At 64.6% G+C, this 13,806-nt stretch carries 12 protein-coding genes; 7 read left to right on the plus strand and 5 right to left on the minus strand.

What is annotated here, in order from left to right; all coding sequences use genetic code 11:
- Nucleotides 1–6: 6 nt before the first annotated feature.
- From C404_RS34885 to C404_RS0129580, 5 genes are all read left to right on the plus strand, one after another.
- A complete protein-coding gene (locus C404_RS34885; RefSeq protein ID WP_021193357.1) occupies nt 7–243 on the plus strand; it encodes an acyl carrier protein in 237 nt (78 codons plus the stop codon).
- Nucleotides 244–1,308: a 3-oxoacyl-ACP synthase III family protein gene (locus C404_RS34890; protein ID WP_021193358.1), complete on the plus strand. Its 1,065-nt coding sequence runs from the start codon at nt 244–246 to the stop codon at nt 1,306–1,308.
- Between the two features lie 38 nt (nt 1,309–1,346).
- Nucleotides 1,347–2,321, plus strand: a complete 975-nt coding sequence (locus C404_RS34895; protein WP_021193359.1) for a 3-oxoacyl-ACP synthase III family protein — start codon at nt 1,347–1,349, stop codon at nt 2,319–2,321.
- 109 nt (nt 2,322–2,430) lie between these two features.
- The gene (locus tag C404_RS34900; protein WP_021193360.1) at nt 2,431–5,991 is read left to right on the plus strand and encodes an indolepyruvate ferredoxin oxidoreductase family protein; all 3,561 of its coding nucleotides are present in this window, start codon (nt 2,431–2,433) and stop codon (nt 5,989–5,991) included.
- Between the two features lie 14 nt (nt 5,992–6,005).
- Nucleotides 6,006–6,803 carry a thioesterase II family protein gene (locus C404_RS0129580; RefSeq protein ID WP_021193361.1) on the plus strand — a complete coding sequence of 266 codons (798 nt, stop codon included), beginning with the start codon at nt 6,006–6,008 and terminating at the stop codon, nt 6,801–6,803.
- A 10-nt stretch (nt 6,804–6,813) separates the two neighbouring features.
- Here the strand turns inward: C404_RS0129580 and C404_RS34905 are convergent, their stop codons facing one another.
- Entirely contained in the window at nt 6,814–8,598 is a 1,785-nt protein-coding gene (locus tag C404_RS34905) for an EAL domain-containing protein (protein WP_031328863.1), read from the minus strand.
- Nucleotides 8,599–8,839: 241 nt separating this feature from the next.
- Between C404_RS34905 and C404_RS34910 the strand changes: the two genes are divergently transcribed.
- On the plus strand, nt 8,840–9,865 hold the full coding sequence (locus tag C404_RS34910; RefSeq protein ID WP_021193363.1) for a MerR family transcriptional regulator: 1,026 nt from the start codon (nt 8,840–8,842) through the stop codon (nt 9,863–9,865).
- A gap of 78 nt (nt 9,866–9,943) precedes the next feature.
- On the opposite strand, the gene C404_RS34915 is transcribed toward C404_RS34910, so the two are convergent.
- The 4 genes from C404_RS34915 to C404_RS34930 all read right to left on the minus strand — a co-directional run bounded on the left by C404_RS34915 (nt 9,944) and on the right by C404_RS34930 (nt 12,720).
- Nucleotides 9,944–10,783 (minus strand): DUF4349 domain-containing protein, encoded by an 840-nt coding sequence (locus tag C404_RS34915; protein ID WP_064496314.1) that lies wholly within the window; start codon nt 10,781–10,783, stop codon nt 9,944–9,946.
- A 205-nt stretch (nt 10,784–10,988) separates the two neighbouring features.
- Nucleotides 10,989–11,459, minus strand: coding sequence for a nuclear transport factor 2 family protein (locus C404_RS34920; protein WP_021193365.1), 471 nt, complete (start codon nt 11,457–11,459; stop codon nt 10,989–10,991).
- Complete coding sequence (locus C404_RS34925) at nt 11,456–12,094, minus strand: pyridoxamine 5'-phosphate oxidase family protein (RefSeq protein WP_021193366.1); 639 nt, start codon at nt 12,092–12,094, stop codon at nt 11,456–11,458. The genes C404_RS34920 and C404_RS34925 overlap by 4 nt, the downstream gene beginning before the upstream one ends.
- An 80-nt stretch (nt 12,095–12,174) precedes the next feature.
- Nucleotides 12,175–12,720 carry a carboxymuconolactone decarboxylase family protein gene (locus C404_RS34930; protein ID WP_021193367.1) on the minus strand — a complete coding sequence of 182 codons (546 nt, stop codon included), beginning with the start codon at nt 12,718–12,720 and terminating at the stop codon, nt 12,175–12,177.
- A gap of 119 nt (nt 12,721–12,839) precedes the next feature.
- Here C404_RS34930 and C404_RS34935 point away from each other — a divergent pair, with 119 nt between their 5' ends.
- Nucleotides 12,840–13,787, plus strand: coding sequence for a LysR family transcriptional regulator (locus C404_RS34935; protein WP_021193368.1), 948 nt, complete (start codon nt 12,840–12,842; stop codon nt 13,785–13,787).
- Nucleotides 13,788–13,806: the final 19 nt, after the last annotated feature.

The raw sequence follows: 13,806 nt of genomic DNA on the forward strand, positions 1-13,806 counted from the left end.
GAACCGATGGACGATCAAAAATTCATTGAAGACTTCGCGGCCCTGCTCGAAGTGTCGCCGGAGCGGATCACCGACGACTTCAACATGGTGGAAGAGGCCGTGTGGGATTCGCTGGCGTTTCTCAGCACCATCGCCCTCATCGACACGCACTACAAGAAAGTGGTGGACCCGATGGCACTGCAGGAGCTGACCACGTTCCGCGAGCTGCGTGCGCTGGTGCACGGCCAGAGTGTTGAGGCTTGAATGGGCTACCGGCGCTTTCACAACGCGCGCATTGCCGGGGTGTCTGCCGCGGTGCCGGATCACGTCCGGCGCAATGAAGACATCGCCGGTGATCCGGTGGAGATCGGCCGCACGGCCAAGCTGTGCGGCATCCAGGCCCGGCACGTGGCGCCTGACGGCATGTGCGCATCCGACCTCTGCTACGTGGCGGCCGAGCGCCTGTTGGAGTCCGTCGGCTGGGAGAAGGATTCCGTCGATGCGCTGATCTTCCTCTCGCAAACACCTGACTACGTGGTGCCCGCCACGAGCTGCGTGCTGCAGCGCCGGCTGGGGCTGTCGTTCCATTGCGCGGCGTTTGATATCACGCTGGGTTGCTCAGGCTATGTGTATGGGCTGATGGTGGCCTTCGGGCTGCTGGCCAAGGAAGGGATGCGGCGCGTGCTACTGCTGGTGGGTGACACGCCCAGCAAGCTGATCTCGCCGCACGACATTCCGGCCAACATCCTGTTTGGCGATGCGGGCACGGCCACGGCCATCGAGTATTCGGAAGACGCGGCTGAGAGCGTCTTCTTTGCCGGCACCAACGGCGCGGGCAGCGATTCGCTCATCATCCAGGCCGGCGGCTTTCGCCAGCCGAGCACGGCGGAATCGGCCGAGCGCCGGCCACACCCGCAAGACAAGGTGCTGCGCTCGCAGGAAGAGCTGTACATGGATGGCTCGGCCGTGTTCGGCCTCACGCTCAACCACGTGCCGGAACTGGTGCAGCAGCTCGCCACCATCTCCGGCTGGCCGGTGCAGAGCGTAGACCGCTGGCTCTTTCACCAGGCCAACAAATTCATGCTCGACTACTTCTCGAAGAAGATCGGCATTGCGCCCGAGAAGATGCCGAGCAACATCGACCGCTTCGGCAACACCAGCCCGCCGTCCATCCCACTGATGATGGTGACTGAGCACGACGCAGACGCCCCTCGCCCCGCGCGCGAGACGCTCGGCATGGTCGGCTTTGGCGTGGGCTTTTCGTGGGGTGGGGCGCTGTTGCGGCAGGCCGACCCGGTCATGGTGCCTCTTGTGTATCACCGTCAATAACGCAGTCGCGCAACCACGCACTCACGCGGAGCCCTCTCATGGCGGTACAGATTCAATCGATCAGCTATGCGCTGCCGGATGCGACGCTCAGCAATCAATCCATTGCTGCGCTGAACCCGGATTGGCCTGTCGACAAAATCGCAGGCAAAACCGGCATCCACCTTCGGCATATATCCGGCGACGACGAGTACAGCCTTGAGCTGGCCATCGCCGCCGGACGCCGTCTTCTGGACGAGCACAACATCGCACCGGAAGCCGTGGACTTCATCCTGTTCTGCAGCCAGACGCCCAAGTTCCTGATCCCGACGAGCGCTTGCCTGGTGCAGCATGCACTGGGGCTGCCCACGCGCAGCGGCGCGCTCGACGTGAACCAGGGGTGCTCGGGTTACGTGTCGTGCCTGATGCTGGCCGAAGGGCTGGTCGACAGCGGCCGCGCCAAGGGCGTGCTGCTCATCACGGCCGACACGTACACCAAGCTGGTGGCGCCGGAAGACCGCAGCCTCAAGACCATCATGGGCGATGCGGCCACGGCATCGTTCATCCGCCGGGCCGACCACGGCATCGGCGTGCGCGATTTCGAGTTCGGTACCGACGGCACGGGCGCCGAGGCCATCACCGCGTATACCTCGGGGCTGCATGGCCTGACCAGCGGCGGCGCGTATCAACCGGACTTCCGCATGAATGGGCCGGGCGTCTTCAACTTTGTGCTGACCAAGGTGCCGGAGGTGATTGACGCGCTGCTGGAGAAGAACAACCTTGAGCAGGAAGACGTGGATCTGTTCGTCTTCCACCAGGCCAATGCGCACATGCTGGAGTCGGTGCGCATCAAGATGGGCATTGCGCCCGAACGCTTCTTCGTCGGCCTGGCGGATACCGGCAACACCGGTGCTTCCAGCATCCCGCTGGCACTGGGCGATGCCGTGCGGCAAGGCCGCGTGATGCGCGGTGACAAGGTCGTGCTGATCGGCTTTGGCGCCGGGCTGTCGTGGAGCGCCTGCCTGATCGACTGGTAAGCCGACCACCCTCTTCCGTTCAACCCATGCTGTTTCGATGCCCGCTGCGCGGCGGGGCAGGCTCCGCTCGCGCTGCGTTTTGCTACCGCCCCACCTTCGCGAGGTTCGCGTGCAACTCACCACGGCACAAGACAAATACACGGCGCACACGGGGCGCGTGTTCCTGAGCGGCATCGATGCGCTGGTCCGACTGATGGTGGTGCAGCGCTTGCGCGACCGCGCTGCGGGGCTCAACACGGCGGGCTTTGTTTCAGGCTATCGCGGCTCGCCGCTGGGTGGGCTGGATCAGGCGTTCTGGAAGGCGAGTGATGCACTGGCCGCGCATGACATCCGCTTTCAACCCGGTGTGAATGAAGACCTGGCTGCCACCGCCGTGTGGGGCACGCAGCAGGTGCATCTGCTGGGTGAGTCAAAGCACGATGGCGTGTTCGCGCTTTGGTATGCCAAGGGGCCGGGTGTAGACCGCTCCGGCGATGTTCTCAAGCACTTGAACCATGCTGGCACCAGCGCGCACGGTGGCGTGCTGCTGGTGGCAGGAGATGACCACGGTGCATATTCGTCCACGCTGCCGCATCAGAGCGATCACCTGTTCTGCTCGGCGATGATTCCTGTGCTGTATCCGGCCGATGTGCAGGAGTACATCGAGCTGGGCCTGCATGGCTGGGCCATGTCGCGCTATTCGGGGTGCGCGGTCGGCTTCAAGGCGCTGGCCGATACGGTGGAGTCATCCGCCGGCATCGATGCCGATCCGTTTGCGTTGCAGATTCATCTGCCGACTGACCACGTGCTGCCCGAAGGCGGGCTGAACTGCCGCCTCTCGTCAGACCCGCTGGGCCTGACCGCGCGCAAGCAGGAAGCGCTGATGCAAGACCACAAGCTGCCCGCGGTGCTGGCCTATGCGCGCGCCAACCGGCTCAACCGCACCACGCACGATGCGCCCACCGCGCGCCTGGGCATTGTCGCTTCCGGCAAGAGCTACCGCGATGTGCGCGAAGCGCTCGCCCTGCTGGAGATCGACGCCGATGCACCCGAGATGGCCAGCCTGCGCCTGCACAAGGTGGCCATGCCGTGGCCGCTGGAGCCGCTGGGCATCTGCGATTTCGCCACGGGGCTGGACGAGATTCTCGTCATCGAAGAGAAGCGCCCGGTGGTGGAATCACAGTTGCGCCAGTTCCTGTACGACCTGCCGGACAACGCGCGCCCGCGTATCGTCGGCAAGTCCGATGGGGTGGGCGAACTGGCGGGCCCTGCTGGCAACGGCGTGTTTTCCGCCAAAACGGATCTTTCCGTCGCCCAGATCGCCATGGTGATTGCGGATCGGCTCGCACAGTTTCATCCGCAGGGCCGCCTTGCCAAGACGGCAGCGTGGCTGCGTGACCGGCAGGCCTTTCTCGACCGCGAGGTGGCAACGCCCGCGCGCTCGGCTTACTACTGCTCGGGGTGCCCGCACAGCACGTCCACCAAGGTGCCCGAGGGCAGCCTGGCGCTGGGCGGCATCGGGTGCCACATCATGGCCACCGCCATCTACCCCGAGCACAACAAGACCTTCACGCAGATGGGCGGCGAGGGGGCAACGTGGATCGGCCAGGCGCCGTTCTCGCAGGTGCCGCACGTGTTTGCCAACCTCGGCGACGGCACGTACTTCCATTCGGGCTATCTCGCCATTCGCGCGGCGATTGCCGCCAAGGTGAACATCACCTATAAGCTGCTCTACAACGATGCGGTGGCCATGACCGGTGGCCAGCCGGTGGACGGCACCGTGACCGTGCAGGCCATTGCGCGGCAACTGGCGTCGGAGGGCGTGACGCGCATTGCGCTGGTGTCGGAAGACCCATCGCGCCATGACGGCCGTACCGGCTTGCCTGATGGCGTGACCATCCACCCGCGTGAGTCGCTCGATGCCGTGCAGCGCGAGTTGCGTGAGGTGCAGGGCACCAGCGTGCTGATCTACGAACAGGTGTGCGCCGCGGAAAAGCGCCGCCGCAAGAAGAAGCAAGCGGTGCAGGCACCGGCCCGGCATCTCTTCATCAACCCGCTGGTGTGCGAGGGCTGCGGAGACTGCGCCACGCAATCGAACTGCTCCTCCATCGTGCCGCTGGAAACCGAGTTCGGCCGCAAGCGTGCCGTACACCAGGGGTCGTGCAATCAGGACACCTCGTGCGCCAAGGGTTTTTGCCCAAGCTTCGTGACCGTGGAAGGCGGCCGGCTGCGCGGCAGCGGACGCAAGCAGCAGAAGACCGCGTTGCCGGACAACCTGCCAGCCTTGCCGACGTCGCAACGCGCGGCGCTCGACGCGCCGTTCAACGTGCTGATCTGCGGCATTGGCGGCACGGGGGTGATTACGGTCGGCACCATCCTCGGCATGGCCGCGTACCTGGAAGGCAAGGGTGCCTCGGTGCTGGACATGACCGGTATGTCGCAGAAGAACGGTGCGGTGATGTCGCACGTTCGTATCGCGCAGCGGCAGGACGCACTGCACTCGCAGCGTATTCCTGCCTGCCAGGCGGACGTGGTGCTCGGCTACGACATCCTCACCGCGGCTGCGCGTGATGCGGTGGACAAGATCAAGCCCGGCCATACGCAGATCGTGCTGAACACGGAGGAGACACCTCCCGGCCACGCCATCCGGCAGGTGGACTGGCAGTTCCCCACCGAGCAACTACGCCGGCTGTTGGGCGAGACCGCCGAGGCAAAGCTGGAGTTTGTCGATGCAGGTGCGCTCGCCCAGCACCATCTGGGCGATGCGCTGTACACCAACTTGCTGATGCTCGGCTATGCGTTTCAGCGTGGGCTGCTGCCGTTGTCGGAGGCATCCATCCTGCGCGCCATCGAGCACAACGGTGTGGCGGTGCAGGCTAACCAGCGTGCGTTCCAGTGGGGGCGGTATGCCGCGTTCGATGCGGGCATCGGTGCGAGCAAGCCGCTGGCGGAATCCATCATCAAGCTGCAAAAGCCTGCCAGCCTGGATGCTGTGCTCGCGCATCGCCGCGGCTTCCTGACGGCCTACCAGAACGAAGCCTATGCGCGCCGCTACGTGAACTTTGTCGAGCACGTGCGCCAGGCCGAACGCGCCGCCACCGGTAAGCAGACGTTGGCCACCGCCGTGGCGCACAACCTGTTCAAGTTGATGGCCTACAAGGATGAGTACGAGGTGGCGCGCCTGTTCAGTGGTGAAGACTTCCGCCGCGCGCTGGCCGAGACCTTTGAGGGCGACGTCACGCTGCGCTTTCATCTGGCGCCGCCCATCCTCTCTGCGCTGTATGGCGGCGCACCGCGCAAGCGTACGTTCGGGCCCGGCACACAGCGCCTGTTTGCCATGCTGGCACGCTTCAAGTGGCTGCGCGGAACGCGCTTCGACCCGTTCGGCTACACACACGAGCGCCGGCAGGAGCGCGCGCTGATCGTCGAGTACGAGCAGGCCGTGGACATTGCGCTGGGCAAGCTCAATGCGCTGACGTACGACGCTGTGCTGCAGCTTGCCAACCTGCCCAAGCAGATTCGCGGCTATGGCCACGTGAAGGCCGCCAGCATCGAGTCTGCCCGCACCCGCCAGAACGCACTGCTGGCACAACTGACCGGTCACAGCCTCGCGCAGGAAGCGCAGGCGCCCACGTGGCCGGCATTTTCCGGTGCGGATGCCTACGGCCTGCCGCACGAGGTTTCCTGGTAAGGAGGGTGATCGCCATGTCCCAGCTACGCTATATCGTTCCGGTCGGGCGCACGCCCGTGACTGCGCCGCGCCTGCGGTTGTACTGCTTCCACCACGCGGGCGGCAGCGCGGGCAACTTTGCCAAGTGGCCGGCTGGGCTGCGGAGCTTCGAGGTGCGGGCCATTCAGTTACCGCATCGCTTTCTGCCGGCAGGGGTGGCGCGTGCCGGCCATCTCGATGCACTGCTGCCCGGCATGGCTGATGAGGTGGCCGGTGCGCAGGCTGATGCGTTGCCGTTTGCGTTTTACGGGCACAGCCTGGGTGCGCTGGTGGCTTTTGAGCTGGCCCGCACGCTGCGTGCGCGTGGTGGGCCGCAACCGGTGGCGCTGGCCATTTCCGGGCATCGCGCACCGCATCGGCTATTGGGCCGCCCGCCGATCTGCGAGCTGGAGCAGACCGCCTTTATCGACCGCCTGCGTGGGTTGGGCGGCATGCCGGAATCCGTGCTGACGGACACGCGCACGCTGTCGTACATCCTGCCGACATTGCGGGCCGATCTGCGCCTGTCGGAAATCTATGACTACCGTGAGGAGCCGCCGCTGTCGTTGCCGCTGTTCGGTTTTCGCGGCCAGGATGATCCATTGCTGAACGAAGCAGACTATGCCGCTTGGGCCGACGTCACGCGCGGCCCGAGCGTGCTACGCACGCTGCCCGGCCACCACTTCTTTGAACAGGAAGGGCTGGGGGCGTTGCACGCACACCTTGAAGCCGATCTCACGCCGCTGGCCAACCGCCCGACTCGCCGCCGGCGCGATCCGGCGGAGGCGCTCTAGCAACCGACGCTCAGGCGATGGCCGACAGGGTTTGCGCGGGCTGCATCGCTTCCAGGTAGAAGCCGCTGTCGCTCTGCTTGGCGCGGCGCTTGGCCAGTGCGGCTGCCGTGCCGATATCGTCGCTGTTGCGCGCGGCGCCCGGGACCACATGCAGCGCGCCCACCGCCATCGTCACGAAGCGGAAGAACGCCGGCAGGCCCTTGCGGTCTTCCGCGTGGATGCCGCCGGCCAACTGGTCTGCTGGCGTGTACATCGCCAGTGCATTGGTGTTGAACGTGGCGATGGCATGCTCGACGCGTGCATGCCAGTCGGCGCTCTGGAACAGGATCAGGAAGTCATCCCCACCCACGTGGCCGAGAAAGTCGCGCGTCGGTTCGCACGCCGTGGCCAGTACGGCGGCGGCCATCTTCAGCATCTCGTCCCCCTGCCAGTAGCCGTACTGGTCATTGAAGGGCTTGAAGTGGTTCAGGTCCACATAGCAGGCGTAGAACTCCGCGCGCGCTTCCAGCAAACGTTCAATGTGCAGGTTCAGCGGAATGTTGCCGGGCAGGAACGTGAGCGGGTTGGCATAGCGCGCCGCTTCAATGCGGATCTCGGTGACGGTGCGCACGAGTTCTTCGCCCGTGCCCAGGCCCAGGTAGCGGCCGTGCTCGGTGATGATGAAGCCGTCGGTCAGGTAGCGCTGGTCTTCGCTCATCAGCAGCGCCGACATGTCTTCCAATGAGGCGGATTTTTCCACCAGCACCGGCTGCCGGTTGGCAAACGCCAGCGCAGATTTCTTGCCGTACAGCTCACGGTGATACGGCATCGCATAGCGATCAATGAAGGCGCGGCGGGCGATGAGCGCCAGCGGCCGTTCGTCTTCATCGAGCAAGGCCACGGCGTGCAGATCGGGGTGACGGTTGAACAGGTGCAGCACGTCGTCGTTCCTGCAGCGCAGGGGCAAGGTCGGCGCCACGCGCAACAGCTTGCTGGCCGTGATGGCACGCCAGCCCACGCGCACGGCCTGTGGGAACACTGCAATCTGCGACGACTGCAGCACGCGCGCCGCCTGGCTCGACATGTCGCCAGCCGGCTTGTCCTGCGGTCGCCCCAGGAAGAAGCCCTGGCCAAAGCGGATGCCCAGATCGCGCACCACGCCCAGTTCATCTTCCGTTTCCAGCCCCTCGGCAATGATGCTGGTCGCGCCGCCCTTGAGCGTTTGCTGCAAAGAGCGTGCGACGTCCAGCTTGGCCGGGTGCTTGGCAATGTCGCGCAGGAAGTATTTGTCGAGCTTGATGAAGTCCGGCGTCAGCTCGATCAGCAGGTTCAGGTTGGCATTGCCCGTGCCGAAATCGTCCAGTGCGCACTGCATGCCGAAGTCGCGCGCCACCGACAGCGCCTGGGCAAAGCTGGCGAGGTCGTCGATGGGCGTCTGCTCGGTCAGCTCAATGACGATGCGTGACGGGTGCAGATCGTGGTCGGCAATCTCATGCAACAGGCGGGCGTGATTCTGCAGCAACTGGCGCACGCCGAAGGCGCTGAAGTTCAGGAACAGCTTGCCCGGCAGGCGCATGGCCGAGAAATTGGCAATGGCCAGGCGCGCGGCGGTGGTCTCCAGCGCAACCGCGCTGTCCGTGTCCGATGCCGCGGCAAACAACGCGGCGGGCGACTCCATGGCCGTGCCCGCCGGCCCACGCAGCAGTGCCTCGTAACCAAGCACCTCGGTGGTAGACAGGCGGAAGATCGGTTGAAACACCGTACGCAGCATCTCGGGCGCAATGCCCGCCGGCAGGGGAAGCGGTGATGAGGTCATGGGTCAGGACGCAGGATCGGACATTCCGCCTAACGGCCCACTGAACACAGAGTTAAATGAATTTTTTGTGACGTACGCTGTGGTGCGGGTTGGCGGATGATGGCCCCCACCACAGAGGGGCTCAGGCCAAAATGCTGTGTGCGCTTGCGTTTCCCTGCGGCGCCATCCATTCACGCTGCGCTTGACCCTCACACTGCGTGAGGTCCTAGCCTGGGTTCAAGCTAAAAGACAGGAGCAGGCCATGTTGTTGAAAGTGGGCGATCTCGCCAAACGCTGCGGCCTCACGGTCCGCATGCTGCATCACTACGACAGCATCGGCTTGCTCACGCCTTCGGCTCGCTCCGACAGCGGCTACCGGCTGTACGACAAGGCTGACATCGCCCGGCTGCACCAGATCCAGGCATTGCGGCGGTTCGGCATGTCGCTGGCTGACGTTGGAGCTTTCCTGGCAAGCCCGGACGTTGCCCTGACCACGATCATGGAACGGCAGATCGCGATGCTCGATCAGCAGATCACGCAGGCCAGCGTGCTGCGCGACCGGCTGACCCGTCTGCACGACCAGCTCATGCGCAAGGAAGAGCCCGAGCTTGCCGAGTGGCTCACAACCTTGGAATGGATGACCATGTACGACAAATACCTTTCGCAGGAAGAGCGCGAGCGCGCTGAACGGCTGGATGCGGATACCGCGCGCCACGAGCGCTGGGCAGCACTGGTGGCAACCGTGCAGGAGGCGATGACGCGCGGGGTACACGCCCGCAGCACAGAGGCACAGGCGCTGTCCAAGCGCTGGATGGAATTGCTCGCGCAGGATACGGCGGTGGACCCGATTCTCACGGCCAAGCTACACACCATGCACATCAACGAGCCGATCCTGCAGGATCGCACCGGCATCAGCCTGGCCATGCTCGACTTCATCATGGAGGCGGCCAACGAAACCAAGCTGGCGCTCTATGCGAAGTACCTGTCGGCGCAAGAGCTGCAGTACATGCGTGCGAACTTCGGCAAGCGTGCCAACGAGTGGCCGACACTCATTGCCGAGGTGCGGCAGCACTTGGCCAAGGGCACGGCGCCGCATGCGCCAGAGATGCAGCAGCTTGCCCGGCAGTGGATCGATCTGTTCCGCTCCTATGCGGGCGATGATCCGCAGACGCAGGCGAAGATCCGTCTGGCGATGGAGCGTGAGCCGGCGCTTTCCGCCAGCCCGTGGATGGGCCCCGACCTGATCGCCTACGTGCGCGAGGCGATGGATGGGTTGAAGGCGGCGTAGCGGTAGGGCCAAAGCAAAAGCGCCCGCTGTTTCCGGCGGGCGCTTTGCTATTTCGTGATCGATCAATCGATCGAACGATCAGTCGGCCGACTTCTGTTGCCGCCGTTTGCGCCGCACGCGTGCAACCAGCACGCCCACGATCGACAGCACGATCACCCACGGCAACAGGTAGGCCACGGCCGAGATCACGCTCGCGCTGGCATGCACCAGCGACGGCAGGAACTCTCGCAGCGCATTGCCGATGGGCGCCCACAGGCTGCGCGCCGCAGTCTGCCGGGTGCTCAGGTCGATCGACAGCACCTCGCGGTTCACGCGGTCCATCAGATGCGCGCTCTGGCCAGTGGCAGCTTCCAGTTCCGATTGCGTTTCCGACAGCTTTTCTGCGATCAGGATCAGATCTTCCACCTTGGTCGCCTTGCGTTGCAGGTCGAGCAGGCTGGCGCGGTAGTTCTTGAGCATCTCCAGGCGCTTGCCGACCTCGGCGATCGGCTGGCCCAGGTCGTCCACGTGGGTACCCTGGCTGACCACGCCACCGCTGTCGGCAAGACGCTTGCGCATGGCGCGTACGCCCTCGGCGCTGGCGCGCAGGTTCAGGTGAGCGGTGCCGCCGCGCTGGTCACGTTCAAGTTGGATGCTGGCATCCATGACCGTGCAGTGCCAGGTGGCTTCGTTCACGCAGGCGTCCTGCAGCTCGTGGTACAGGTGCTCCATCTGCGGGGCGTCGACTTCCAATGAGACGCGATGCTCGTAGGCGAGAAAGCGGCGCTCGGCACCATCAGCCTGCTTGGCGCGGGCTTCCGGTGCGGCGGCCACCATGCCAGTCGGTCCGGTGCCACCGGCTGCGCCGGGCGCTTCTTCTTTCTTGCCGCAGGCGCTAAGTGACAGCGCGATCAGTAGAACGCCGAGGAGTCTTGTCATGGGCTATATCGGTTCGGGAGAGATCGGGGGAAAATTGCGTGCGCAGTCTAGCGCACGTTTCTGAGCAGCTTCCCGGCCCGGTTTCGCCTGTTCGTTCCGACTGCACCCTCGACGTTTTGGCCATGAACGCTTCCCGCCCATGTGGGAAGCGCCGTTGCATCGACGGCCACGCCGTCGCTTTGCGCGTACTGTGCTGGGCGAATCGTCAGAAGCCCAGGTCGCTCAGGCCGGGGTGATCGTCTGGGCGGCGACCCAGGGGCCAGTGAAAGCGGCGCTCGGCTTCGCGGATCGGCGCATCGTTGATGCTCGCCAAACGACGGCGCATCAATCCGTTTTCGTCAAACTCCCAATTCTCATTGCCGTAAGAGCGGAACCAGTTGCCGCTGTCGTCGTGCCACTCATAGGCGAAGCGGACGGCCACGCGATTCCCACCAAATGCCCACAACTCCTTGATGAGCCGGTAGTCCAGCTCGCGTTGCCACTTGCGCCGCAGGAAGCCGACGATCGCTTCACGCCCCTGCACGAACTCGGCACGGTTTCGCCAGGTGCTGTCGACGGTATAGGCGAGCGCGACTTTTTCAGGGTCGCGGCTGTTCCACCCATCTTCGGCCAGGCGGACCTTTTCGACGGCGGTTTCCATGGTAAAGGGTGGCAAGGGCGGGCGCTGGGTGCTCATTGATGGTCTCCAGGATTGGCAAGGCGAGCGCGTAGCTCGGCGTTTTCGGTTTCGAGCCGGGCCAACTGATCGCGAAGTGGACGGACTGCGTCGCTGACTTCCTGCTCGGTGAAGCGCGGCGTGATGTGCTGCGGGCAATTCCAGTCGAAGCTCGCGAGGTGCAGCCGGAAGATGCGTTCGGGCATCGCTCGGTAGCCGGGCGCGGCAACGCGTGCAGCCAGCACAGGGTCCGCGTCGAGCGCCAGGGTTTCAACATGGACATACATCTTGAGCCGCGCGCGGTGTGCATAGTCCATGAGGAACAGGCAAGCGCGATCGTCGGCCGCGAGATTGCCGGTGCTGATGTACTGGCGGTTGCCGCGATAGTCGGCAAAGGCAAGCGTGCGGTCATCCAACACCTTGAGGAAGCCGCGGGGGCCGCCTCGATGCTGGACGTAGGGCCAGCCCGTCTCCGAGACGGTCGCCATGTAGAAGCTGTCGCGATCGGCGATGAAGGCTGCTTCGTTGTCGGCGAACCGATCGAACTCGCGGCCCTCCTTCAACTTCAAGGCCTGCCAAACGTGGTCGACACCCATGCTGGCCTGCACCGCCCGCACGCTGGGCGTCACCGCAATATCGAGAAAACCATAGGACATCGTTGGCCTCCGCTGGTGAGAAAGCGGACCAGGGCTTGATTCAGGCCAGGTGCCTCGGTCCGGTTGCCATCGGGTTGCGATTAAGCGGCTTCTGCAGCGAGCACGACGGGAAAATCGATCTCCGTCTTCGCGACTTCGTTCAGGTAGTTCGTGAAGCTGTTCTCAGCAACGAGGCCGACAATCTCCACGATCTGGGCATCGGTAAAGCCGGCGTCGCGGACCGCCTTGATATCGGCGTCGCTAACGTGGCCACGCTCCTTCGCCACCTTATAGGCGAACTGGACAGCCGCGTTTGCCGTGGAATCGCCCGACGCACCCTGGCGATTCAGGGCGATTTCCTCCGCGCTGATCTTCGCCAGGTTCAGGCCGAGATAGGTGTGCGCCGACAGGCAGTAGTCACAGCCATTCACCTGGGCCACGGCCAGCGCGATCCGCTCGCGGGTCTTGACGTCGAGGGTCTTCGAGAGCGCGCCCTGGAAGCTGGTGAAGCCCGCCAGCGTGGCAGGGCTGCTGCCGATCAGCCGGAATAGGTTCGGCACGACGCCGAGTTGCCTGTTGACGGCGTCCAACGTGGGCTTGGAAGCTTCCGGCGCGGTATCAAGGGACGGGATGGAAAGGCGGGACATGGCGTTCTCCAGTGACTCGAGCGCGGAATACGCTCGGTGAAACGGATCTTGCCTCTTTCCATTTCTGTTGATAATCCGGCAATATCAAGAATATCTCTACCAAATTTTGGAAGGATAAGATGGATCGCCTGGAGGCCATGTCGTTGCTGGTGGCGGTTGCGGAGAAAGGCAGCCTATCTGCGGCGGGACGCGATTTGAAGGTGCCGCTGGCCACCCTCAGCCGCAAGATTTCCGAGCTGGAAGCGCGGCTCGGCGCGCGGTTGCTGATCCGCTCGACCCGCAAGCTCACGTTGACGGATGCCGGGATCGCCTATGTGGCGTCAGCACGCCGCATCCTCGACGAGGTGGAGGAGGCGGAGCGCCAAGCGGCCGGCGAGTTCACCGTGCCCAAGGGGGAGTTGGTCGTCACCGCGCCGCTCATGTTTGGGCGCCTGCACGTGCTGCCGGTTGTCACCGACTTTCTGGCGGCGTTTCCTGAGATCAACATCCGGCTCATCCTGTCCGATCGCAACGTGGATCTGATTGGCGACCACGTGGACATGGCGGTGCGCATCGGGAAGCTGCCGGACAGCTCGATGGTGGCAACGCAAATCGGCGTCATGCGAACGGTCACGTGCGCCAGCCCCGGGCTCCTTGCCGGTCGCGGCACACCGCAGGCTCCCGATGATCTGTCGCGTCTTCCGTGTGTGAGCGTGGACACGCCCATGCCATCGCCGTCGTGGCGTTTCCTGCACCCGCGATCCGGCACGGTGATCGACGTCCCCATCCTGCCGCGTCTGACCGTCACGACCCCGGAAGCGGCAATGCAGGCGGCAGTCCGCAAGGTCGGCATCACGCGGTTGCTGCATTACCAGGCGGCGGAGGCTGTCGAACGCGGCGAGCTGCAAGTCTGCTTGGAGGCGTACGAGCCGGAACCCGCCCCTGTTCATCTCGTGCACGTGGCACGTGGGCAGATGCCGTTGAAGATGCGTCGCTTCCTTGATTTTGCCGCGCCACGCCTGCGGCAGGCACTCAGCGACGTGGCTTCTTCTCGGGGCAAGTCAGCGATGCGCCGGGAGTCAAACTGAGGCGCTGTCCAGCGAACAA

It is taken from the genome of Ralstonia sp. AU12-08 (assembly GCF_000442475.1).
Lineage (GTDB): Bacteria > Pseudomonadota > Gammaproteobacteria > Burkholderiales > Burkholderiaceae > Ralstonia > Ralstonia insidiosa.

What these genes read in the sequence shown, in the direction of transcription:
- C404_RS34920 (WP_021193365.1), bottom strand. Translation starts at nt 11,459, where the DNA reads ATGAGCACCCAGCGCCCGCCCTTGCCACCCTTTACCATGGAAACCGCC.
- C404_RS34930 (WP_021193367.1), bottom strand. Translation starts at nt 12,720, where the DNA reads ATGTCCCGCCTTTCCATCCCGTCCCTTGATACCGCGCCGGAAGCTTCC.
- C404_RS34885 (WP_021193357.1), top strand. Translation starts at nt 7, where the DNA reads ATGGACGATCAAAAATTCATTGAAGACTTCGCGGCCCTGCTCGAAGTG.
- C404_RS34910 (WP_021193363.1), top strand. Translation starts at nt 8,840, where the DNA reads ATGTTGTTGAAAGTGGGCGATCTCGCCAAACGCTGCGGCCTCACGGTC.
- C404_RS34925 (WP_021193366.1), bottom strand. Translation starts at nt 12,094, where the DNA reads ATGTCCTATGGTTTTCTCGATATTGCGGTGACGCCCAGCGTGCGGGCG.
- C404_RS34935 (WP_021193368.1), top strand. Translation starts at nt 12,840, where the DNA reads ATGGATCGCCTGGAGGCCATGTCGTTGCTGGTGGCGGTTGCGGAGAAA.
- C404_RS34915 (WP_064496314.1), bottom strand. Translation starts at nt 10,783, where the DNA reads ATGACAAGACTCCTCGGCGTTCTACTGATCGCGCTGTCACTTAGCGCC.
- C404_RS34890 (WP_021193358.1), top strand. Translation starts at nt 244, where the DNA reads ATGGGCTACCGGCGCTTTCACAACGCGCGCATTGCCGGGGTGTCTGCC.
- C404_RS0129580 (WP_021193361.1), top strand. Translation starts at nt 6,006, where the DNA reads ATGTCCCAGCTACGCTATATCGTTCCGGTCGGGCGCACGCCCGTGACT.
- C404_RS34895 (WP_021193359.1), top strand. Translation starts at nt 1,347, where the DNA reads ATGGCGGTACAGATTCAATCGATCAGCTATGCGCTGCCGGATGCGACG.
- C404_RS34905 (WP_031328863.1), bottom strand. Translation starts at nt 8,598, where the DNA reads ATGACCTCATCACCGCTTCCCCTGCCGGCGGGCATTGCGCCCGAGATG.